Origin of the sequence: Curtobacterium sp. MCBA15_005, assembly GCF_001864855.1 — a bacterium.
GTDB classification, from domain to species: Bacteria; Actinomycetota; Actinomycetes; order Actinomycetales; family Microbacteriaceae; genus Curtobacterium; species Curtobacterium flaccumfaciens.
In genome coordinates this window covers 635,020-658,002 of the sequence record NZ_MJGL01000003.1, presented here as the reverse complement: position 1 = coordinate 658,002, position 22,983 = coordinate 635,020, and the positions used below count along the sequence as shown (strand labels likewise).

At 71.0% G+C, this 22,983-nt stretch carries 18 protein-coding genes and 1 other RNA gene; 11 read left to right on the top strand and 8 right to left on the bottom strand.

What is annotated here, in order from left to right; all coding sequences use genetic code 11:
• Positions 1-48: 48 nt before the first annotated feature.
• From glgB to BIU89_RS04195, 3 genes are all read right to left on the bottom strand, one after another.
• Positions 49-2,601, bottom strand: coding sequence for a 1,4-alpha-glucan branching protein GlgB (glgB, locus tag BIU89_RS04205; RefSeq protein WP_139178780.1), 2,553 nt, complete (start codon positions 2,599-2,601; stop codon positions 49-51).
• A complete protein-coding gene (locus BIU89_RS04200) occupies positions 2,598-4,598 on the bottom strand; it encodes an alpha-1,4-glucan--maltose-1-phosphate maltosyltransferase (protein ID WP_027465863.1) in 2,001 nt (666 codons plus the stop codon). Before BIU89_RS04200 ends, glgB begins: the two co-directional genes overlap by 4 nt.
• Before the next feature lie 174 nt (positions 4,599-4,772).
• The gene (locus BIU89_RS04195) at positions 4,773-6,881 is read right to left on the bottom strand and encodes a glycogen debranching protein (protein WP_071244847.1); all 2,109 of its coding nucleotides are present in this window, start codon (positions 6,879-6,881) and stop codon (positions 4,773-4,775) included.
• 59 nt (positions 6,882-6,940) lie between these two features.
• Here BIU89_RS04195 and BIU89_RS04190 point away from each other — a divergent pair, with 59 nt between their 5' ends.
• From BIU89_RS04190 to BIU89_RS04180, 3 genes are all read left to right on the top strand, one after another.
• Positions 6,941-8,122, top strand: a complete 1,182-nt coding sequence (locus BIU89_RS04190; protein WP_071244846.1) for a cysteine desulfurase family protein — start codon at positions 6,941-6,943, stop codon at positions 8,120-8,122.
• 108 nt (positions 8,123-8,230) lie between these two features.
• Positions 8,231-8,440: a hypothetical protein gene (locus BIU89_RS04185; protein WP_138803657.1), complete on the top strand. Its 210-nt coding sequence runs from the start codon at positions 8,231-8,233 to the stop codon at positions 8,438-8,440.
• A 189-nt stretch (positions 8,441-8,629) separates the two neighbouring features.
• Positions 8,630-9,124: a GNAT family N-acetyltransferase gene (locus BIU89_RS04180; protein WP_196783329.1), complete on the top strand. Its 495-nt coding sequence runs from the start codon at positions 8,630-8,632 to the stop codon at positions 9,122-9,124.
• A 210-nt stretch (positions 9,125-9,334) separates the two neighbouring features.
• Here the strand turns inward: BIU89_RS04180 and BIU89_RS04175 are convergent, their stop codons facing one another.
• Positions 9,335-10,357 carry a LacI family DNA-binding transcriptional regulator gene (locus tag BIU89_RS04175; protein WP_071244843.1) on the bottom strand — a complete coding sequence of 341 codons (1,023 nt, stop codon included), beginning with the start codon at positions 10,355-10,357 and terminating at the stop codon, positions 9,335-9,337.
• A 68-nt stretch (positions 10,358-10,425) separates the two neighbouring features.
• On the opposite strand from BIU89_RS04175, the gene BIU89_RS04170 reads away from it, so the two are divergent.
• From BIU89_RS04170 to BIU89_RS04135, 8 genes are all read left to right on the top strand, one after another.
• Positions 10,426-11,313, top strand: a complete 888-nt coding sequence (locus tag BIU89_RS04170; RefSeq protein WP_071244842.1) for a sugar phosphate isomerase/epimerase family protein — start codon at positions 10,426-10,428, stop codon at positions 11,311-11,313.
• 2 nt (positions 11,314-11,315) lie between these two features.
• Positions 11,316-12,311, top strand: a complete 996-nt coding sequence (locus BIU89_RS04165) for a Gfo/Idh/MocA family protein (protein WP_071244841.1) — start codon at positions 11,316-11,318, stop codon at positions 12,309-12,311.
• A 44-nt stretch (positions 12,312-12,355) separates the two neighbouring features.
• Positions 12,356-13,465: a peptide chain release factor 2 gene (prfB, locus tag BIU89_RS04160; RefSeq protein WP_071244840.1), complete on the top strand. Its 1,110-nt coding sequence runs from the start codon at positions 12,356-12,358 to the stop codon at positions 13,463-13,465.
• Positions 13,466-13,526: 61 nt separating this feature from the next.
• Positions 13,527-14,282, top strand: a complete 756-nt coding sequence (gene ftsE, locus BIU89_RS04155) for a cell division ATP-binding protein FtsE (RefSeq protein ID WP_017888215.1) — start codon at positions 13,527-13,529, stop codon at positions 14,280-14,282.
• Complete coding sequence (gene ftsX / locus BIU89_RS04150; protein ID WP_027465852.1) at positions 14,279-15,193, top strand: permease-like cell division protein FtsX; 915 nt, start codon at positions 14,279-14,281, stop codon at positions 15,191-15,193. Before ftsE ends, ftsX begins: the two co-directional genes overlap by 4 nt.
• A 131-nt stretch (positions 15,194-15,324) precedes the next feature.
• Positions 15,325-15,801, top strand: a complete 477-nt coding sequence (gene smpB, locus BIU89_RS04145; protein ID WP_027465851.1) for an SsrA-binding protein SmpB — start codon at positions 15,325-15,327, stop codon at positions 15,799-15,801.
• A gap of 95 nt (positions 15,802-15,896) precedes the next feature.
• Positions 15,897-16,273, top strand: a transfer-messenger RNA (tmRNA) gene (ssrA, locus tag BIU89_RS04140).
• A gap of 162 nt (positions 16,274-16,435) precedes the next feature.
• Complete coding sequence (locus tag BIU89_RS04135) at positions 16,436-17,245, top strand: hypothetical protein (protein ID WP_071244839.1); 810 nt, start codon at positions 16,436-16,438, stop codon at positions 17,243-17,245.
• Positions 17,246-17,261: 16 nt separating this feature from the next.
• Here BIU89_RS04135 and BIU89_RS04130 read toward each other — a convergent pair whose 3' ends face one another.
• The 4 genes from BIU89_RS04130 to glmS all read right to left on the bottom strand — a co-directional run bounded on the left by BIU89_RS04130 (position 17,262) and on the right by glmS (position 22,732).
• Entirely contained in the window at positions 17,262-18,566 is a 1,305-nt protein-coding gene (locus BIU89_RS04130) for an LLM class flavin-dependent oxidoreductase (protein ID WP_071244838.1), read from the bottom strand.
• Complete coding sequence (locus BIU89_RS04125) at positions 18,567-19,952, bottom strand: O-acetylhomoserine aminocarboxypropyltransferase/cysteine synthase family protein (RefSeq protein ID WP_071244837.1); 1,386 nt, start codon at positions 19,950-19,952, stop codon at positions 18,567-18,569. It abuts the gene before it with no gap.
• An 88-nt stretch (positions 19,953-20,040) separates the two neighbouring features.
• Positions 20,041-20,754: a M50 family metallopeptidase gene (locus tag BIU89_RS04120; RefSeq protein WP_071244836.1), complete on the bottom strand. Its 714-nt coding sequence runs from the start codon at positions 20,752-20,754 to the stop codon at positions 20,041-20,043.
• A gap of 163 nt (positions 20,755-20,917) precedes the next feature.
• Complete coding sequence (glmS, locus tag BIU89_RS04115) at positions 20,918-22,732, bottom strand: glutamine--fructose-6-phosphate transaminase (isomerizing) (protein WP_027465844.1); 1,815 nt, start codon at positions 22,730-22,732, stop codon at positions 20,918-20,920.
• Positions 22,733-22,983: the final 251 nt, after the last annotated feature.

Below are 22,983 nucleotides of genomic sequence, written 5' to 3'. Positions count from 1 at the left end.
ACCGGGCCTCCCGTCTGTCGGTCGGTCGCGTCGCGGACGCTGGCCGGGCTACTGGGCCAGCTTCAGCCAGACGGCACCGAGCGGCGGGACCACGAGGTGCGCTGAGGCCGGGCGGCCCGCCCACGGGGTGTCCTCGGCGGTGACGACGCCGAGGTTGCCGACTCCGGAGCCGCCGTACTCGGCCGCGTCGGTGTTGAGCACCTCGTGCCACTCGCCAGCGGTCGGCAGCCCGAAGCGACGCTCCACCGGCACGCCGGAGAAGTTCACGAACACCGCGACCCGGTCGTCGCCGTCCTTCCGCAGGAACCCGAGGGTCGAGTGCGGTGCGTCACCGCCCTCGAGCCACTCGAAGCCGTCGGCCGTCGAGTCGTGCGTCCAGAGCGCCGGGGAGTCCTTGTACACGCGGTTGAGCTCCGCGACGAGGTCCTGCACGCCGCGGTGACCGGGCTGGTCGAGGAGCCACCAGTCGAGGCCCTTCGCCTCGGACCACTCGGCGGGCTGCGCGAACTCCTGGCCCATGAAGAGCAGCTGCTTGCCGGGGTGCGCCCACATGAACGCCAGGTAGGCACGTACGTTGGCGAGCTTCTGCCACTCGTCACCGGGCATCTTGCCGTACAGGGAGCCCTTGCCGTGCACGACCTCGTCGTGGCTGATCGGCAGCGTGAACTGCTCGCTGAACGCGTAGACGAACGAGAACGTGATCTCGTCGTGGTGGTAGCTGCGGTACGCGGGGTCGCGCTGCACGAACTCGAGCGAGTCGTGCATCCAGCCCATGTTCCACTTCTGCCCGAAGCCGAGCCCACCGGCGCTCGTCGGCTGGGTCACGCCCGGCCACGAGGTGCTCTCCTCCGCGATCATCACGATGCCGGGGTAGCGCTTGTACGCCGTCGCGTTCGTCTCCTGCAGGAACGAGATCGCGTCGAGGTTCTCGCGGCCGCCGTGGATGTTCGGCAGCCAGTCGGTGCGGGAGTAGTCGAGGTACAGCATCGAGGCCACCGCGTCGACCCGCAGGCCGTCGATGTGGAACTCCTCGAACCAGTACAGCGCGTTCGCGACCAGGAAGTTGCGCACCTGCGGCTGTCCGAAGTCGAACACGTAGGTGCCCCAGTCGAGCTGCTCGCCGCGGCGAGGGTCCGGGTGTTCGAACAGCGCGTAGCCGTCGAAGCGCCCGAGGGCCCACTCGTCCTTCGGGAAGTGCCCGGGAACCCAGTCCATGATCACGCCGATGCCCGCGGAGTGCAGCCGGTCGATCAGGTAGCGCAGGTCGTCGGGCGAACCGAAGCGCGCGGTCGGTGCGTAGTACCCGGTGACCTGGTAGCCCCACGAGCCGCCGAAGGGGTGCTCGGCGAGCGGCAGGAACTCCACGTGGGTGAAGCCGGTGTACTCCATGTGCCCGATGAGCTGGTCGGCGACCTCGCGGTACGACAGGCCGGGGCGCCACGAGCCGAGGTGCACCTCGTACACGCTCATCGGGGCGTCGTGGGTGGTGGTCTGCGCGCGGCGCTCCATCCACGCGGCGTCGCCCTCGGACCACGTGTACGTGGACTCGGTGACGACGGAGGCCGTCGCCGGGGCGATCTCGGCTTCGCGGGCGAACGGGTCGGCACGCTCCACCCAGCCGGAGTCGGTGAGGATCTGGAACTTGTAGCGCTGGCCGACGACGGCGCCGGGCCAGAACAGTTCCCAGACGCCGAGGTCGCTCAGACGGCGCATCGCGGTGGTGCGGCCTTCCCAGCCCTCGAAGTCGCCGATCACGCGGACGGCGGTCGCCCGGGGTGCCCAGACGGCGAACGCAACGCCGTCGACCCCGTCGACGGTGCGGACGTGTGCGCCGAGGTGGTGCCAGAGCTGCTCGTCACGGCCCTCGCCGAACAGGTGCAGGTCGAGCTCGCCGAGCGTCGGGGCGAACCGGTACGCGTCGTCGGTGGTCCACGTGGCGTCGTCCTCGTCCGTCGACTCGTCGTAGTCGTACTCCGACTCGACGCGGTAGCGACCGAGGGTTTCGGCGGTGGCGCCGGCCCAGAGGCCGTCGCCCTCGTGCGTGAGCTCGATGTCGTCGCCGTCGGGGCGGACGATCCGAACCGCGCGGGCCAGGTGCCGGACGACGCGGACGCTGGTGCCGCCGTCGACCGGGTGCGGGCCGAGGACGTCGTGCGGCTGGGACCAGCGGCCCTCAGCCACCTGCAGACGCAGCCAGTCCTCGATCGGAGCCGGACGCGGATCCGTGGCCGTACCGGAGGCGGCCGGAGCCGAGGCAGCAGCCTGCGCCGAAGCAGCAACGGTGGGGGCGGCCGGAGCCTCGACGGAGGCCGGCCGGACCACGGGGGCGGCGCCCCCGGTCGGTGCCGTCGGGGCATCGGACGCCGAGGCGGCTGCGACGGACGGCTGCCGCGGGTGCGTCGGGTCGGCGGGGTGCCCGGCGAGCGTGGCGGACTCCGCCACCCCGCGGTCGGGAGCCTCGCGCTGCACCGGCGGGGCGCCGGGCAGGTCCTCGTCGGGCGCGGAGACCTTCGGTTCGTACCGCGGCACGGCCGGCGGCGGAGGCGGCACCGGCGGGACGGCCGGTCCGCGCTTCGTGGGGTCGGTCGGTTCGGGGGTCATCGGTGGGGTCCTTCCACGACGAGCAGGTGCACGGGCTCCTGGAACGCATCCAGGCGGACGTAGTTCGACGCGCCCCAGGTCCAGCGCTGACCGGTCACGACGTCACGGACGTCGAACAGGCCCTCGGTCGGCAGACCGAGTGCGGCGAGGTCCAGGTGCACGGTGGTCTCACGGGCGGAGTGCGGGTCGACGTTGGCGACCACGATCACGGTGTCGGGGCGTCCTGACCGGATGTACTCGCCCGACAGGTGCTTCGAGTAGACGACGATCGCCGGGTCCTCGGCGGCGTGCACGTGCAGGTTCCGCAGCTGCCGGAGGGCAGGGTGCGCCGCACGGAAGCGGTTGAGCATCGTGACGTACGGCGCGAGCGACGCCCCCTCGGCCTCGGCCAGGGCGAAGTCACGCGGCTTGTACTCGTACTTCTCGTTGTCGATGTTCTCTTCGGAGCCCGGTCGGGCGACGTCCTCGAAGAGCTCGTAGCCGGCGTACATGCCCCACGTCGGTGCACCGGTGGCGGCGAGCGCCGCACGCACCTTGTAGCCGGCACGGCCGCCGAACTGCAGGTACTCGGTGAGGATGTCGGGGGTGTTCACGAACAGGTTCGGGCGCAGGTAGTCGCTCGTCTCGTGCGAGAGCTCCGTGAAGTAGTCCTCGATCTCGTCCTTGGTGTTGCGCCAGGTGAAGTACGAGTACGACTGCTGGAACCCGGCTTCGGCGAGCGCGCGCATCATCGCCGGGCGGGTGAACGCCTCGGCGAGGAACACGGTGTCGGGGTGCTCGTCGCGGATCTCACGGATGACGCGTTCCCAGAACCAGAGCGGCTTTGTGTGCGGGTTGTCGACGCGGAAGATGCGGATGCCGAAGGCGATCCAGTGGCGCAGGACACGCTCGACCTCGGTGACCAGGCCCTCGGGGTCGGTGTCGAACTGGATCGGGTAGATGTCCTGATAGCGCTTCGGCGGGTTCTCGGCGGTCGCGATGGAGCCGTCGGCGCGCTGCGTGAACCACTCCGGGTGCTGGGTGACCCAGGGGTGGTCGGGGGAGCACTGCAGCGCGAAGTCGAGCGCGACTTCCATGCCGGTGTTCTTCGCCGTCTCGACGAAGTCGCGGAAGTCGTCCTCGGTGCCGAGGTCGGGGTGGATCGCGTCGTGCCCGCCCTCGGGGGAGCCGATCGCCCAGGGGCTGCCGGGGTCGTTCGGCCCGGGGGTGAGCGTGTTGTTCGGCCCCTTGCGGGCGGTGGTACCGATGGGGTGGATCGGCGGCAGGTAGATGACGTCGAAGCCCATCCGGGCGACGGCGGGCAGGCGGCGGGCCGCGGTGCGGAAGTCGCCGCTCTTCCAGGAGCCGTCGGGGTTCTTCTTCGCGCCTTCGGAGCGGGGGAAGAACTCGTACCAGGCGCCGACGCCGGCGCGGGTGCGTTCGACGTCGAGCAGCTGGGTGGCGGAGTGGGTGCGGAGCGAGGTGAGCGGGGCTTCCTCGACTTCGGCGACGATGCGCGGGTCGTCGACGGCGGCCAGGCGTTCGGCCGGGTCGAGGTCGGTGTCACGGACGCGTGCGGCGGCACGGGTGGCGGCGGGGGAGTCGGTCTCCTCGGCCAGCCGGTCGAGCAGCACGGCACCGTCGAGCAGGGTCGCCTCGGTGTCGACGCCGGCCGCGATCTTCAGGCGTGCGCCGTGCAGCCAGCTCGCCCAGTCGTCGGAGTACGACTCGACGTGCCAGGTCCAGACGCCGACGTGGTCGACCTGCACGGTGGCTTCGTAGCGGTCGGTGCCGGGGGCACCGAGGGTCATGGGGACGGTGCGTGTTCCACCGTCTGGGCGTTCGAGGACGAGGTCGGCGCCGATGATGCCGTGTCCTTCTCGGAAGACGGTTGCACCGAACGTGATCACCTCGCCGTCGAATGCCTTGCCGGGGAAGCCGTTCGGCGTCCTCGGGGCGAGCTCGGTGATCGGGATGCGCCCGATCTTCGGGCGGCGGGGTCGGTCTGCGGTGGCCACGGAAGCGACGCTACCCGGCGGGCGGCTCCGCGTTCCCCGGAATCGGCCCGCTGTGGAGGGCCGGGCGCGCCGTGGAGCCTGTTGAGGACCGGACGCAAGGCCCGGGGCGGGGCCGCCACGGGCCTCCCGTCCGTCGGTCGGTCGCGACGCCGGGCCGCACCCGACTGCTCGGCGTTACGCCACCTCGAACAGGTGGATGCCGGGGCCGTAGGCGGTGAAGACCTGCCCGGCAGGTCGGAGGCGCTCGTGGTCGCGGTGCTTCTCGCTCGACCAGGCCAGGCGGTACCCGAGGACGTCCTCGCGCACCGGCAGGGTCAGGTCGCGGGTGCGGCCGCTGCCGTGCACGACCACCAGCACGCGGTCGAAGGGCTCGTGTTCGGGCGTCGACTCGACGAAGTACTGCAGGGCGCGGTGCACCGGCTGGTCCCAGCCCTCGATCGTCATCGGGTGCCCGTCCGGCCCGTACCAGGACATCCGCGAGGCCCCGGGGGTCTCCTGCCCCTCGACGCCGAAGCGGGTGGGGCGGAGGGCCGGGTGCGCCTGCCGGAACCGGGCCAACGCGGCGACGGCCTCGGTCATCGTCTCGGCGTCCTCGTCGTCGGACCAGTCCACCGGGGTCAGGTCGTCGGACACCACGTAGGCGTTGTTGTTGCCGTGCTGCGTGCGGCTCCGCTCGTCGCCCGCGGTGAGCATCGGCACCCCGGCGGACAGCATCAGGGTCGCCACCAGGTTGCGCATCGACCGACCCCGCGCGGCGCGGACCCCGCGGTCGGCGGTGTCACCCTCGATGCCGTGGTTGAACGAGCGGTTGTCGTTCGAGCCGTCGCGGTTGTCCTCGCCGTTGGCCTCGTTGTGCTTGCCGTCGTACGACACCAGGTCGAGCAGGGTGAAGCCGTCGTGCGCGGTGACGAAGTTGACGCTCGCCAGCGGGCCGCGGTCGGCGCCGAAGACACTCCTCGATCCCGACAACGCCTCAGCCAGCCGGCCGATCCCGGTCTGCGGCAGGCCGGTGCGGCGCTCCTCGGCGATGTCGGTGAGCCAGAACTGGCGGACGGTGTTGCGGAACCCGTCGTTCCACTCGCTCGTGCGCTGGCCGGCCGCGCCGAACTCCCCGGTCTTCCAGCCGTCCGGGCCGACGTCCCACGGCTCGGCGATCACCAGGGTGTCCTGCAGGTCGGGGTGGTTCCGGATGCGCTCGAGCAGCGGGTGCGACGGGTCGAACCGGTGCTCGCCGTCGCGGGCCAGGGCGGCCATCAGGTCGAAGCGGAACCCGTCGACCTGCACCTCACGCGCCCAGTACACCAGGCTGTCGACGATGAGGTCCGCCGTCGCCTCGACCGAGGTGTCGAGCGTGTTCCCGCACCCGGTGGTGTCGTAGTAGGTGTCCCGGCGGGGCGGGTCGGTCTGCGCCCAGCGGTAGCGGTTCGCGCCGTCGATGCCACGCAGGCTCGTCGTCGGACCACCCAGTCCTTCTTCTGCGGTGTGGTTGTACACGACGTCCAGGACGACCTGGATGCCGGCCTCGTGCAGCAGCCGGACCATGCCCTTGAACTCCCGCAGGACGGCGTCGGCGCCCTCCTGCTGCGCCGGCGACGAGGCGTGCGCGGCGTGCGGGGCGAAGAACCCGAGCGTGTTGTAGCCCCAGGCGTTCTGCCGGCCGGCGTCGCGGAGCCACCGCTCGGTGTCGAACGCCTGCACGGGCAGCAGCTCGAGCGTGGTGACGCCGATGCGGTGCAGGTGCGCGATGGTGCTCTCGTGGGCGACCCCGGCGTACGTGCCGCGCAGGTGCTCCGGCAGGTGCGGGTTCGCGGCCGTCAGGGTGCGGACGTTCGCCTCGTAGACGACGGCGCGGTCGAGCGGGACCTGCGGCTTCACGACGCCGCCCCAGTCGAAGGCGTCATCGACTACCACGCTGGTCCAGCGAGGGCCGACCGCTTCGCCGTCGCCGGTCGGCAGGATGCCCCGCGCGTACGGGTCGAGCAACGGACGCGTCGGGTCGAACTCGTGCCGCGGCCCGACCGGCCCGTCGACGAGCAGGTGGTAGCGGTCGCCGGGCACGATCCCGGGGACCTCGCCGGTCCACACGTCCGTGTCCGGCACACGCTCGAGCGGGTGCCGCGTCGGTCGGCCGTCGGAGCGGTCTTCCCCGTCGGCCCCGTCGGCGCTTCCCGCGCTCGCCACCACCAGGACGACGTCCGTCGCCGTCGCGGACCGCAGGGTGAACCGGGGGACGGTCCCGCCCAGGGAGAACCCCGGCGTGAGGTCGATCGCTGTCTCGTGCACGCGACAAGGGTACGAGGACCGGCGCGTATCCTGGACACTGCTCGATCCAGGGGGTGCATTTGTCGGTCTACCTCGACCACGCCGCGACGACGCCGATCCTGCCGGAGGCGCTCGCCGCCTTCACCGATGCCCTGGGCACCGTCGGCAACCCGTCGTCCATCCACAGCGCCGGTCAGCGCGCCAAGATGCTGCTCGAGGACGGCCGCGCCGCCGTCGCCCGGTCGCTCGACGCCGACCCGGTGGAGGTCGTGTTCACCTCCGGCGGCACCGAGAGCATCAACCTCGCCGTGAAGGGCCTGTTCTGGGCTCGCCAGCGCGACCGCCAGCGGCCCCGCATCGTCGTCCCGGGTGGCGAGCACCACGCCACCGTCGACACCCTGACCTGGCTGGAGACCCACGAGGGCGCCGTCATCGACGTGGTCCCGTTGGACGCGCAGGGTCGCGTCGACCTCGCCGGACTGGAGGCGCGGCTCGCCGACGCCTCGGACGTCGCCCTGGTCACGTTCCTGTGGGCGAACAACGAGGTGGGCACCATCCAGCCCGTGTCGCGGATCGTCGAGCTCGCGCACGCCGCCGGCGTGCCCGTGCACAGCGACGCGGTCGCCGCCTACGGGCAGGTGCCGGTGTCGTTCGCCGGGTCCGGCCTCGACGCCCTCAGCGTCTCCGCGCACAAGGTCGGCGGGCCCGTCGGCATCGGTGCGCTCGTGCTCGGACGGAAGGCCACCGTCGAGCCCCTCATCCACGGTGGTGGGCAGCAGCGGCAGGTGCGCAGCGGCACGCAGGACGCCCCGGCGGCTGCGGCCTTCGGCGTGGCGGCCGGCGCGGTCGTCGCCGAGCCGATGCCGCACCCGTCGCTCGTCGCCCTGCGGGACCGGCTGATCGCCGGGGTGCGTGCGGCTGTGCCGTCGGCGGTGCTGATGGGGGACCCCGTCGACCGGCTGCCGGGCAACGCGCACTTCACGTTCCCCGGGTGCGAGGGCGATTCGCTCCTGTTCCTGCTCGACGCCGCCGGGGTCGCGGTCTCGACCGGGTCGGCGTGCCAGGCCGGCGTGCCCGAGGCGTCGCACGTGCTGCTCGCGATGGGGCTGTCCGAGCAGGACGCCCGTGGTGCGCTCCGGATCACGCTCGGCCACACCACGACCGATGCCGACGTCGACGCGTTCCTGGCGGCGCTGCCGGATGCCGTCGCACGGGCTGGTGCCGCGGGGATGGCATCGAGGGAGCCGCTGCTCGGGCGGTAGGCCGCCCGCGATCCCGACGGTTGACTCCCGCAGTGATCGGGCCGCTAATATTCCAGCATGCACGACGGAGCGGTCGGAGCGTGACGGCGCAAGCGGAAGGAGTCGGTCATGATGAGCAGGTCAGCCCGAGCCGCCGTGCTCGCGATCGGGGCCGCGTTCGCGGTCGCCGGGATCGCACTGGTCGGTGTCGCTTGGTTCGCTTTCGCCCCCGACGACCCGGCGGCGATGACGCTGACGGTCGGCGCGTTCCCCGTCATCGGTCTGGGCGCCGTTGCCCTGCTGGCCGTCGTGACATCCGACCGTCGCAGGCGGAACTAGCCGCGGACAGGGTCGGGCTCTGCACCGAAGACGAGCAGGACCGCGCGCTCGCCGCGAGCAGACCCGTTCCAGCCGGGGCGCGACGATCACTCGGCGGTGCCTCGCGACGCAGCCCGAGCGCCCGACGCGATGTTCACGGGGGATCGCCACCGAGCCGCATCGTTGTGATACTTGGACATGCTCGAGTTGGTGAGACCGCAGACGGCGTTGTACGAGGCGTGGGCTGAAGCGCATGCCGAGTGGGGGCCGGGCGCGCACGAGGACGGGTTCGGGATCACCACCCACGACGCCGTCGGTGACGAGGACGGGTTCCGCACCTGGGTCGGCCGACTGCACGCCAGACCCGGGGCGCTCTGGTGGATCGTCGAGGACGGACGCGTCCTGGGCGGGATCGCACTCCGGGCACCGGGAGACGCCGCCGGAGTGCAGCGGTTCGGCCACGTCGGGTACGGGATCCGACCGTCGGCGAGGGGCCGAGGCGTGGCGACCTGGGCGCTGGGCCAGGTGCTCGCGCACGCCTCGCGCGTCGGGATCGACCCGGTGATCACCGTCTGCCGCGATGACAACGACGGCTCCATCGGGGTGTTGGAGCACTACGACGCCGTCCTGCTGTCGACCGAGCGCCGCGGGGGCGTGCGGCTGCGGCGGTACGCGATCGCCAGGTCGCACCGGAGGCCCGGGTAGCGAGGGGCGGGCGGTGATCCCCGAGGAACACGTGTCGCCGTCTCACGCGAACCCGCGCTCAGTGGATGCCCGGTCGATCCGGTCCTGGTGCCGCTGTCGACGTCCCCGTGACCAGCGGGACGGACCTGCGCCGGGCCTCCAGGTCGGCCTTCCGGGTGCGCGCCGGGCAGGCGGGCGCGCTGGGACCCCGGACCGTCGGCGACGCCGTCGTCAGCGGTCGCCGTCCGTCGGTCTCGGACCGCTCGTGGTGCGCCGCACCACGAGTGACACCGGCACTCGGTGCACGCGCGGCTCCGGGTCTCGCCCCTGCACGCGTTCACCGAGCCACCGTGCCGCCTGGGCCCCGATCGCGAACGTCCCGTTGTCGACCGTGGTGAGCGAGATGTGCCGGATGCTGCCGAGGTAGGTGTCGTCGTACCCGACGAGTGACACGTCGTCCGGGACGACGAGGCCGAGGTCGTCGGCGGCGGACAACGCGCCGATGGCGACGAGGTCGTTGTAGGCCACGAGCGCGGTCGGACGGTCGGCCGTGCCCAGGACTCGTCGGGCCGCCGCGTACCCGCTCTCCTCGCTCATGCCGGCCGGCACCACGACGGCGTCGGCACCGTGGCGGGTCATGGTCGCGCGGAAACCCTGCTCGCGGAGCTCTCCGACGCGCCCCGGGCCGACGAGGTGACCGATCCGGGTGTGTCCGAGCGCGAGGAGGTGCTCGGTCGCGATCGATGCGCCGGCATGGTCGTCGTTCACGACCACGTCGGCGTGCAGGTCGTCAGGCTCGTACGTCCCAGCGAGGACCACCGGCACCTCCTGGACCGCCCGACGGAGGGCGGCGTCGTCCTCTGTGGTGCCGACCACGACGATGCCGTCCACCTGTTGTCGCAGGAGCATGTCGACGGGCGAACCGCCCACGCGCCGTGTGGTCGCCGAGTCGACCAGGATGGGTGCCAGTCCGACGGTGTCGAGTGTCGCGGTGAGGCCGGCGAGCAGGTCGACGAACCAGGGGTTCCGCAGGTCGTTCAGGAGCACTCCGACCGTGCCCGTCCGCTGCTCGCCGAGGCTCCTGGCTGCGCGGTTCGGTCGGTAGCCGAGTTCGTCGACTGCTCGTTCGACGGCCGCCCGACGGGCGTCGCTGACCCCTGGGTCGCCGCGGAGCGCGAGCGAGACCAGCGACTTCGAGACCCCGGCGCGCTCGGCGACGTCCCGGATGGTCGGAGCGTGGTTCGGTCTCGACATGAGAGCAGGCTAGTCCTATTCTGGACCGGTCCAGACTGTTCCAGTGCTGTCCAACGAAGCGAGCGCAGATGCCCCCGAAGATCTCCATGAACGTCACGACGACGTTCCACGGCAACGTCGTCCAGGACGTCCGCCTCGCGAAGGAGGCCGGCTACGGCGGCATCGAGCTGCAGAGCCCGAAGCTCTACCGGTACCTCGACGCCGGGTACGACGTCCAGACACTGCCGCCGCTGCTCGAGGGTCTCGAAGTGACAGGGCTCGGTGCCGTGCTCGACATCGAGCGTCAAGGTGCCGGTCGCGACGACTTCGTCGCGGAGGTCGAGCGCATGTGCGGTGTGGCCACCGCCGTCGGTGCGCCCATCGTGCAGCTGTGCACCGGGCCGGTCGATTCCGCGGTCGTCCGTGACCACCGCGCTGGCCGACTGGCCGATGACGACACCCGGTACCGGGCGACGCTCGGACTCGACGAGGACGCAGCGGTCCGCATCACCGGTGCGAACGTCCGTCTGGCGGCGGACATCGCCGCGGATCACGGGCTCGAGGTCTACCTGGAGCCCCTCGCCTGGGCGCACCTCAACCGATGCCGGCACGCGCTGGACATCATCGAGGAGGCCGGGCGCGACAACGTGGGGATCGCACTCGACACCTGGCACTTCTGGACGACCGGGGACACGCTGGCCGAGGTCCGAGCGCTGCCCGCGTCGGTCATCAAGGCCGTCCACCTGTCGGACGGGTTCGACCTGGACCGCGACCGGACGGTTCCCGACCAAGCCGTCCACCGGAACGTCGTCATCGGGGGCGGTGCGATCCCGCTGCAGCAGTGGGTCGACGCGATCAAGGCGACCGGGTACGACGGATGGTGGGTCACCGAGATGTTCTCCGACCGGGCGAACGAACAGGATCCCGCCGTCGTCGCACGCACCATGCACGACCTGACCGCGATCCTGGTGGGCTGATCATGACGCAACGCTTCGCACTCGTCGGTGCCGGGTTCATCGGCGGCGTGCACGCCGCGTCCCTCGCAGCGCACCCCGACGTCGACTTCGTGGGGATCCACGACGTCGACCGTGACCGCGCTGCATCGCTGGCGGCACGGCACGGCACGTGGGCGCTCACCCAGGACGAGGCGTTCGACGCGGCGCAGGTCGACGCGGTCTTCGTCGCTTCCTCCACCGACACGCACGCGCAGCACCTGCGCGCTGCCGCCGACGCCGGGATCGCCGTGCTCTGCGAGAAACCCATCGCTGCCGGGTACGCCGACGCGGTCGCGGTGGTGGAGCACGTGCGTGCCAGCGGCGTGCCGGCGATGCTCGACTTCAACCGGCGGTGGGATCGCGACCACGCCGAGTTGCAACGCATCGTCGCCGCGGGGGAGATCGGTGCTGTCGAACTCGTCCAGCTCAGCTCCCGCGGCCCGTCCCTGCCGCCACTCGACTACCTGCGGGTCTCCGGCGGCCAGCTCCGCGACCAGACCGTGCACTTCTTCGACCTCGTGCGGTGGATCACCGGCGAGGACCCGGTGACGGTCGCGGTCGCGGGTGCGGCGCTCGTCGACCCGGCCATCCGCGAGTTCGGCGACGTGGACACTTCGGTCATGACCCTCACGATGCCCTCCGGCGCGCTCGTGCAGATCGACAGCGTGCGGCGCACCGGCTACGGCTACGACGAGCGCATCGAGGTCATGGGGTCGTCCGGACTCGTCGAGTCGCGGCGGAACCACCGCGGGAACGTCGCTCGCTACACCGACGGGCAGATCGTCGCGGACGGACTCCACGACGGCTGGTTCGAGCGCGTGCAGCCCACCTACGCCGCGACGCTCGCCGCCTTCGTCGCGTCGCTCGAGTCCGGATCCGAGCCGCCGGTCTCCCTGGAGGACGGGCTCAGGGCCCAGGCCATCGCCGAGGCAGCCACTCGTGCCCTGTCGTCGGCACGGACGGAGCACATCGACTACTGACCCCGGTCGGCCGAGTCGGACTCGCGCCGGTAGGATCGATGACCATGGTCGAACTGGACTTCACCGAGCAGCTCTCCGCCCTTCGCGAGACCTTCGGCAACATCCGCTCGGTGGTCGACGTCGACCGCCTGCAGCGTGAGATCGCCGACCTCAGCGAGCAGGCCGGGGCCCAGGACCTCTGGGACGACGTCGACCACGCGCAGCAGGTGACGAGCGCGCTCTCGCACCGCCAGTCGGAGCTGAAGAAGATCACCGACACCGAGCAGCGCATCGACGACCTCGAGGTGCTGGTCGAGATGGCGAACGAGGGCGACGACCAGGAGTCCGCCGACGAAGCGCTCGCCGAGCTCAAGGCGATCCAGAAGATGATCGGCGACTTCGAGGTGCAGACGCTCCTCGACGGCGAGTACGACGACCGTCCGGCCGTCATCACGATCCGCGCCGGTGCGGGCGGTGTCGACGCGGCGGACTTCGCCGAGATGCTCCTCCGCATGTACCTCCGGTACGCCGAGCAGCACAACTTCAAGACCACCGTGATGGACACCTCGTACGCCGAGGAAGCGGGCATCAAGTCCGCGACGTTCGAGATCGACGCCCCGCACGCGTTCGGCACGCTGTCGGTCGAGGCCGGCACCCACCGCCTGGTGCGGATGTCGCCGTTCGGTGCCGCCGGCAAGCGCCAGACGTCCTTCGCCGCGGTCGAGGTCATCCCGCTCATGCCGGAGACCGCTGTCATCGACATCCCTGAGAACGACATCCGCGTCGACGTGTTCCGCTCGTCGGGCCCCGGCGGGCAGTCCGTCAACACGACCGACTCCGCGGTGCGCCTGACGCACATCCCGACCGGCACCGTCGTCTCGATGCAGAACGAGAAGTCGCAGATCCAGAACCGTGCTGCCGCCATGCGCGTGCTGCAGTCGCGCCTGCTCCTCCTGAAGAAGGAAGAGGAGAACGCGAAGAAGAAGGAACTCGCCGGCAACATCACGGCCAGCTGGGGCGACCAGATCCGCTCCTACGTCCTGGCGCCGTACCAGATGGTCAAGGACCTCCGGACGGAGCACGAGGTGAACAACCCCTCAGCCGTGTTCGACGGCGATCTGGACGGCTTCATCAACGCGGGCATCCGCTGGCGCAAGCAATCCGCCGCCGAGTAGGGGTTCGTGAGCCGCGCGCCTCGCTTGCTTTCCAAGCGCGGCGACCTACCCTGATCCGGTCATGATCAAATTCGACCAGGTCACCAAGGTCTACTCGGGCAACCCGAGTCCGGCGCTCGACAACCTCACCCTCGAGATCCTCAAGGGCGAGTTCGTGTTCCTCGTGGGCGCGTCCGGTTCCGGCAAGTCCAGCTTCCTGCGCCTCGTGCTCAAGGAGGAGAAGCCCACCAGCGGGCAGATCCACGTGCTCGGGCAGCGCCTCGGGTCCCTGGCATCGCGGAAGGTCCCGTACTTCCGCCGCAACCTCGGCGTGGTCTTCCAGGACTTCCGTCTGCTGCCGAACAAGAACGTGTTCGACAACGTGGCGTTCTCGCTGCAGGTCATCGGCAAGAGCAAGGGCTTCATCAGTGAGGCCGTGACCGACGTGCTGAAGCTCGTCGGGCTCGCCGGCAAGGCCACCCGCATGCCGCACGAGCTCTCCGGTGGTGAGCAGCAGCGTGTGGCCATCGCCCGCGCCGTCGTGAACAAGCCGGCGATCCTGCTGGCCGACGAGCCCACCGGAAACCTGGACCCCACCACGTCCGCCGGCATCATGGCGCTCCTCGAACGCATCAACCAGGGAGGCACCACCGTGCTGATGGCGACGCACGACGCCAGCATCGTGAACCAGATGCAGCGGCGGGTCATCGAGCTCTCGAACGGCACCGTCCTGCGCGACGAGCAGTCCGGCGGCTACCAGACCCAGGCCGTCCCGATCCAGCGAGGCACCGTGTCCAACACCACCGGCATCCAGACGATCCCGGGGCTCATCCGATGAGGCTCGGGCTCGTCATGTCCGAGGTCGGCTCGGGCCTGCGACGCAACGCGTCGATGGTCGTCTCCGTCGTCCTCGTGACCTTCATCTCCCTGACCTTCGTCGGCACGGCGATCCTGCTCCAGATGCAGATCAACCAGATGAAGGGGTACTGGTACGACCGGGCGCAGGTCGCCGTCTACCTGTGCACCGACACCGACACCACGGGCAACTGCACCGGCGCGAAGGCCACCGCGGACCAGCGCGAGCAGGTCCAGGCGCAGCTCGACTCGTCGACGCTCAAGCCGTACATCGAGAAGACCTACTACGAGAACCAGGACCAGGCCTTCACCCGGTTCAAGGAGCAGTTCAAGGACTCGGCCGCGACGGAGTTCGTCAAGCCGGAGTACCTGAACGAGACCTTCTGGGTGAACCTGAAGAACCCGTCGCAGGCCGACGTCCTGGTCGAGAGCCTGTCGAAGGTCGCCGGCGTGCAGAGCGTCGTCGACCAACGCGGGTACCTGCAGCCGATCTTCAACCTGCTCAACGCCTCGTCGTACACGGCGATCGGCATCGCGGCGCTCATGCTCGTGGCGGCGGTGCTGCTCATCGCGACGACGATCCGCCTGTCGGCGTTCAGTCGACGGCGAGAGCTCGGCATCATGCGGCTCGTCGGTGCGTCAAACCGGTTCATCCAGACACCGTTCGTGCTCGAGGGGGTGATCGCCGCCGCCATCGGAGCCGTCCTGGCCGGTGGCGCGATCACCGCCGTGGTCTGGTTCTTCGTCCGGAACTTCCTGGCGGAGCGCTTCACCGGCACGGCGTTCATCGGCATGGGCGATGCGGCCATCGTGGTCCCCGCGGTGATCGTGATCGGGGTGCTCCTCGCCGCAGCGTCGGCGTCGATCGCCATCCGCCGGTACCTGAAGGTCTGACGCAGCACAGCATCCGCGAGCGGGCGGCGCGCCGGGAAGGTGCGCCGCCTGCTTCGTGTTGAGTAGTCTGTAGGGCTGCGCGGAACCACCCACGCAGCGCACTGCACCGGTCACCATCGAGAGGAGTCGTCATGGCGAAGGAACGCGGGGAGAAGATCGTCGCAACGAACCGTCGCGCCCGGCACGACTACCTCATCGAGGACACGTACGAAGCGGGCATGGTCCTGTCCGGCACCGAGGTGAAGTCCCTGCGGATGGGTCGGGCTTCCCTGGTCGACGGGTACGCCTACATCGACGGTGGCGAAGCGTGGATCGACGCCGTGCACATCCCGGAGTACACCGAGGGCACGTGGAACAACCACTCGCCCCGACGGAAGCGCAAGCTGCTCCTGCACAAGCAGCAGATCGTGAAGATCTCGCACAAGACGGCCCAGGGCGGGTACACCCTCGTGCCGCTGCAGATCTACTTCCACGACGGTCGGGCCAAGATCGAGATCGCCGTCGCGAAGGGCAAGCGCGAGTTCGACAAGCGCCAGGCGCTGCGCGAGAAGACCGACAAGCGTGAGGCCGAGCGGGCCATGCGCACCCGGAACCGCGTCGGCGAGTAGCGCTGACGCATCTCCTCGGCTAGACTGAGGGACTGCTCCGACAGGGGCATTGGCAACTCAACAGCGTGACAGCGGCTCGCACGTCCGGCCCGCATGGGGATGATCGGTTTCGACATTGCCTGTGTGCCGACGGGAAGCGGGCCGAGGACCCACGGTTATCTCGTAAACGATCCGTGGAAAACAACAAGTGCCAATTCCAAGCGCACTGACTTCGCTCTCGCTGCGTAAGCAGCCCAGCACATGAAGTCCGTCGGCCAGGTGACCGTCTTCTAACCTGATCCCGACGTCATCCAGAGGACTTGCTGCACGGTTGCGCCTCAGGGCCGTGCGGGACTTGCACTGAGACTGGGCCCGTCGTCCTAGAAGCCGGTAGCAAAGGACGGGGCCGAGCAGAACGAACTATCCGGATACGCCCGTAGAAGACGTCGAATTGCAGCGATGGACGGGGGTTCGATTCCCCCCATCTCCACCATTCGCCGAACGACGAACCGCTGTCACGCTGCGCCACCTGAACGCCCCGGCACCGTCCCCTGGACAGTGCCGGGGCGTTCGCTGTTCCGCCACGTCCGAGGACTACGCTCCGGAGCAGGCGCGCAGAACACGCTCGCGTCGAACCCGAACGAGAGGTCAGCACGTGGTGCAGGAGATCGCGATCCGTGTCCGTCTGCGGGAGCAGGAACGAGTTGTGCTCAGCGAGTACGAGCGGATCGTGGGCTCCGTCGCCACGGTCGCCGGCCTCGCCGCATGGCTGCCGAACCCCGACACCCGCCTGGTCGTTCGCGGCCGCGGCGCGGAGCCGGTCCGCCTCGAGACCGTCACCTACGGCTCGGTGGTCGAGATGCTCGTCGTGCTCGACCAGCGCTCCGCCGGGGTCGAACGTGCCGCCGCCGCCATCGCCGCGCTCATCGAGTCGGTCCGCCACGAGCACGTCGCCGACGACGTCTCCGGGGTCGCCGGGGAACTCGATCGACTCGACCGCGCCGCCCCGCGCGGACGCTCCGCCGTGGAACGCGCCCTGCGCACGTTCCTCGAGGGGGCACGGTCGGACGTCCTCGCGCGCAAGGCGACCACCCGGGTGCGGACCGCGCAGGCCCTGCTCCGGCTCGCCGAGGCGGACGCGGTCCTGACGGTCGAGCGGGTCGCCGACGCCCTGGCACCGGTGCTCGAGGAGCACGCGGTCGACGTCGAGCTGGACACCGGGTCGGCCGTGGTCGTCGAGCCGATCGACGGGGTGGAGTCGCTGGAGACCGAGGCTGCGTCCGACGACGCCGACGCCTCGCAGGCGGAGCCGGAGGCCGTGTCGGCCGTCCTGCCGCTGCCGACGGGTGCGAGCAAGGCGAAGTCCAAGAAGGACGACGACAAGAAGAAGTCCAAGAAGGACGACGACAAGAAGAAGTCGAAGAAGGACGACGACGCGAAGAAGAAGTCCAAGAAGAAGAAGTAGCTCGCGGCCGCTCCCGCTAGAAGTCGAACAGGTTCGCCCGGATGCCTCCGGCGCCGTACTCCCGTCGCAGGAGCCCACGGCGCCGGAGCACGGGCACCAGGTCGCCGAACGTCCGGTGGATCTGCGCCGGGTGCAGGTCGCCCGAGAAGATGATCCCGTCGTTGTCGGCGTCGCTGCCGAGCTCCTCGATGAAGTCCGCGAACTCGTCGGCGGTCCCCACGAACCCCGAGCGTGACGCGATCCGCCCCTGCCGTGCCTTGCGGGCGAGCAGCTCCCGCAGCGGTGCGTCCGGGGTGTCCCCGAGCAGCCCGCGGATCGTGCCGGCCGAGACGTGCTCACCGAAGGTTCCGTCGGGCACCGGGGCGTCCAGGTCGAGCGCGAGCAGGTCGGTCTCCGAGTCACTCGACCACGCGATCGCCGCCGCACGCAGGGCGTCGTCGGTGGGGTGCTCGGACGCCGCGACGATGCGGTCGGCCTCCTCCGGTGAGGACACGATGACGGGCTTGAGCACGAACAGGATCCGCAGGTCCGCGGTGGACCGCCCTGCCGCCTCGGCTGCCGCGGTCACCCGGGCACGGTAGTCCGTCACCGCGGCGGCGGACAGCGGCGCGAGCGCGAGCTGCACGTCCGAGTGGGTGCCGGCGAACGCGAGCCCTCGGCCCGAGCCACCTGGGGACACGACCACGGGGTCCGACGCCAGCGGCAGGGCGTTGAGCGGACCGTCGGCGGTGAAGTGGGTGCCCTCGTGGTGGAACGCGTCGAGCGCGTCGCCGTCCGCGAAGTGCCACGAGTCCGGTGCGCCGACGTACGCGTCGCCCCACGAGTGCCAGAGCCGGCGGAGCAGGGTGATCCACTCCTCGGCGCGGTCGTACGCCTGGTCGTGCGGCAGCGGCGGCAGGCCGGCGTGGCGTGCGCTGCCGACGTCGGTGACGACGTTGATGCCCAGTCGGTCCGAGGACAGGTGCGCCAGGGTGGCGAACTGCCGTGCCGCCAGGTACGGCGGGGTGATGCCCGCGTTGACGGTCGGGGCGATGCCGATGTGCGACGTCGCTGCGAACAGGTACGGGGCGAGCAGCAGCGGGTCGTGCTTCGGGCCGCCGTACGCCTGCCGGATGCGCAGGTCGAGGGTTGCGGGGGAGCCGAGCGAGACGGCGTCCTCGGCGATGACCAGGTCCATGCCGGCCTGCTCGAGCGTCCGGACGGACTGCTGGTACAGGTCCGGCTTCGTCCAGTCGTGGCCCCAGTCCCAGTCGGACCGTCCCCAGGCCTGCGGGCCGAAGCCGCGCGAGAAGAAGTACCCGAAGTGCTGCAGCTCGATCATTCAGCGCTCCTGCCGGTCGAGGGCCGGCCCACCGGCGGCCGTGCGCCGCGCGTCCGACGCTCCACGTGCCTCCAGGCCGACGGCGGCGTCTGCGGACCGCACCGCGGCGAACCCGCGTTCCAGGTCGCGGAGCAGGTCCGCGACGTCCTCGATGCCGACCGACAGGCGGATCAGGCCGTCGCTGATGCCCTGCTCGGCGCGCTCTTCCGGCGTGCGGCCGGCGTGCGTGGTGGTGGCCGGGTGCAGGATCAGCGAGCGGACGTCACCCAGGTGGGTCATCCGGCTGAACAGCTGCACGGCGTCGATGAACGCCCGCGCGGCGGCTTCGCCACCGGCGAGCGTGAAGGCGAAGACGGACCCGGCTCCACGGGGCAGGTAGCGCTGGGCGAGGTCGTGGAACCCACTGGAGGCCAGGCCCGCGTGGTCGACGCTCGTCACCTCCGGCTGCTGGTCCAGCCAGGACGCGACGGCCAGCGCGTTCGCGCAGTGGCGTTCCACCCGCAGCGACAGCGTCTCGATGCCCTGGCGGAGCAGGAACGCGTTGAACGGGGACGGGGCCGGACCGATGCGTGCGGCGACGACGTCGCGGGCGAACACGGCGAACGCCCGGTTGCCGTACCGCTCGGCGTAGCTCTCGCCGCCGAGGGACCGCTCGGGGCTGGTCAGGTGCGTCCAGCGCTCGGGGGCGGCGGTCCAGTCGAACCGGCCGCCGTCCACGACCACGCCGCCGAGTCCGGCTCCGTGGCCGGACAGGAACTTCGACGCCGAGTGCACGACGATGTCCGCGCCGTGCTCGACCGGGCGCACCAGGTACGGCGTGGCGAGGGTGTTGTCGACGATCAGCGGGACGCCGGCGCGGTGTGCGGTCTCGGCGACGCCGGTGATGTCGAGGACGTCGTTCTTCGGGTTCGGGATCGTCTCGGCGAAGAACGCCTTCGTGTTCGGTCGGACAGCGGCGGCCCAGGCGTCGAGGTCGCGGGCGTCGGTGACGAAGTCGACCTCGATGCCGAGCCGGCCGAGGTTCTGCAGCAGCAGGCCGCGCGTGCCCTCGTAGATGCTCCGGGCGCTGACGACGTGGTCGCCGGCCTGCAGCAGGCCGAGGAACGCCACGGTCGCCGCCGCCTGACCGCTGCCGACCAGGATCGCCTGGACACCGCGCTCGAGCAGCGCCACGCGACGCTCGACGTCGGCGTTCGTGGGGTTGCCGAGGCGCGTGTAGGTGTAGCCGTCGTCGGTGTCGGCGAAACGGTCACGGGCCTGGTCGAAGTCGTCGAACAGGAACCCGGAGGACATGTGGATCGCGGGGACCCGGGCGCCGTGCCCAGCGTCGGGCACGAAGCCGCCGTGTACCTGCTCGGTCGCGAAGCCGTGGTCGTCGGTCGCCATGGGACACCTCCGGGGGTCGTCTGGCGGTAGCCTCGCAGCCCCTCGGCGCGGACAGGCGATTGCGGCCCCCGGTTACGCGAGCGCAGCCTCAGACGAGCGCGCGGACCCCGGCGACGACGGTGTCCCAGACCTGGAGCAGCGGCTCGCGCGCCAGCCACACCGCGACGGCGTTCACGGCGACGAACAGCACGAACCACAGGGACGCCGGCACCCGTATCTCGGCCGCGGCGATGTGGAAGTCGGTCTGCACCCGTGCGCCGGTGACCAGCCAGCGGCCGACCTGCACCACCGAGCGCAGGCCGTCGACGACGAAGAAGGCCCCGACGGCGGCGACCACCAGGACGGTCGTCTCGGACGGGCGGACGGCCACCCACAGGGCGAGGGCGTCGAAGCCGAGCACGACGAGCAGGCCGAACCAGTTCCGGACGAACGCCAGCGCGACGAGCCCGATGACCGCGAGCACCACCACGGGCAGCCAGCGGGAGCCGTGCAGCACCCCGGTCACCAGGAGCACCCCCGCCCACAGGGGTGCGCTGTACCCGGCGTACAGGTTCAGGATCCGGACGAGCCACCGGATGCCGCCGGGCACCCGGCCGAGCTGGACCCAGGCCTCGCCGGACCCGTCCGGGTGCAGCTCGATCCGCTGGATCCGCCCGCCGAACGGCACGACGACGATCGCGTGCCCGACCTCGTGGGCGATGGTCGCGGCGATGCGGGCCACCCGGCCGACGAACGGCACGAACGGCAGGACGGCGCCGACGAGGAGCGCGACGAAGACGAGGGGCGGGGCTGCGGTGGTCAAGTGACCAGCATCGCAGCCCCGCCCAGGAAGACCCTGCGGGACCGGCGTCAGGGGAGCACGGGCGTCGTCAGCACCACCGTGAGCAGGACCACGGTGCCGGTGATCGCCAGGGCGGTGAGGACGGCGAGGAACACCGTCAGGCGGTTCACGCGTCGGCGCCCGGCTATTCGACCGTCACCGACTTCGCGAGGTTCCGGGGTTTGTCGACGTCGCACCCGAGCTGCAGGGCCAGTTCCCGTGCGAGCATCTGCAGCGGCACGACGGCCTCGAGCGGACCCCACGGCGCGGTCATCGCACCCCAGGCCAGGTCGCCGGTGCCACGGCGGCCGAGCGCGGGGATGTCCGCCGACTCGCCGCCGATCGTGATGACGAAGCCACCGCGGGCCCGGACCTCGGCGATCGCCGACTGGATCTTCGGCTCACCGTGGTCGATGACGACCACCGGGGTGCCGTCGTCCACCAGGGCGAGCGGCCCGTGCTTGAGTTCGCCGGCAGGGTACGCCTCGGCCCAGCGGTAGCTGAGCTCCTTGAGCTTCAGGGCGCCCTCGGCGGCGTACGGGAGTCCGGCACCGCGGCCGAGGAACAGGAAGCCCGTCGCCTCCTTGACGCTCGACACCAGCAGCGGCATCCGCTCGGCGGACACCCGCGCGGCGTGCTCGATCCGTGCCGGCAGGTCGAGCAGCTCGTCGACGAGCACCTGCGCGCGCGACGGTTCGATACGGCCGGAGGCCACCATCGCGGAGATCATCGCCGCGACGCCGACGACGACCTGCGCCGTGAACGTCTTCGTGGCGGCGACCCCGATCTCCGGGCCGGCGTGGCAGTCGAGCACGGCGTCGGCCCGTCGGGCGAGCGAAGAGTGCATGTTGTTCGTCAGAGCGAGCACCGGGTGGCGGTCCTCGAACCGGTCCAGGGCGCGGAGCACGTCAGCGGTCTCACCGGACTGGCTGATCGCGACGACCAGGGTGCCCGGACCGAGCACGGCCTGGTCGGCCTCGCTCGCGACGACGATGTCGGTCGGCACACCACCGATCCCGCGCAGGGCGGTCGCGATCACCTGGCCCGCGTTCAGCGACGTGCCGCAGGCGACGATCGCCAGCCGGTGGAAGCCGGCCAGGCCGAGGCCCACCCACATGCTGCCGTCGGCGGTGCGGCGGGTCACCCGGTCCAGGATCGTCGCGACGACGTCGGCCTGCTCGCCGATCTCCTTCGCCATGTGGTCGGTGTGGTCGCCGAGGTCGAGCGCGGCGGCGGCGAACGGGGACGGCGTCGGGAACGGCACGGGAACCGTGATGCCGTCGGACGACCAGGTCCAGGCCTCACCGAGCTCGACGACGTCGCCGTCGCGCAGCGCCACGAACGTCTCGCACCACTCGGCGATCGCGCCGATGTCGCTCGCCACGAAGTCGCCGCGGCCGGAGCGGGCGACGACGAGCGGCGAACGGTCCGCCGCCACGACCATGCGGCCGTCCCGGGCGTCCAGGACCACGATCGCCCACGAGCCCTCGAGCTGCGCCGTCGCGATCTGCACCGCGAGCATCAGGTCCGGGTCGACCGCCAACGCCCGCTCGACCAGGTGCGCGATGACCTCGGAGTCGACGTCGGACCGGAAGCGGTGGCCCTGCGCCTCGAGCGTCTGGCGCAGCCGGTCCGCGTTCTCGACGATGCCGTTGTGCACGATCGAGATCCGGCCGGTGCAGTCGGCGTGCGGGTGCGCGTTCGCCTCGCGCACGGCACCGTGCGTGGCCCAGCGGGTGTGGCCGATGCCGACGCCGGTGAGCGCGTCACCGGAGCGTGCAGCGACGAGGGTGCGCAGGTCGCCGACGCGGGAGACCGAGCGGATCGTCTCGGTGCGGCCGACGGCCGTCCGGACGGCGATGCCGGCGGAGTCGTACCCGCGGTACTCGAGTCGTTCGAGTCCGTCGAGCAGGTAGGGGGTCGCGTCGTCAGACACGCGGGCCGCGATGATGCCGCACATCGGCTGTCCCTTCGGGGGAACGAGGGTGGGTGGAACGGGGAGGTGGGACTGGTGCGGCACCGACCGCCGTCGGGTCTGCCGCGCGTCCGGGGCCTCCCGGCCCGGGAACCGACGCCCGTCCTCGGATCAGGCGAGGACGGACGTCGGTGTCGTTGGGCCGAGGGGTTCGGGTACCGGACGGGGTACCGCGGGCTGGCCCCCGGGGGAGGGGCACGGCGGTCGGTGCAGGAGAAGCCTCACCCGCCGCCGAC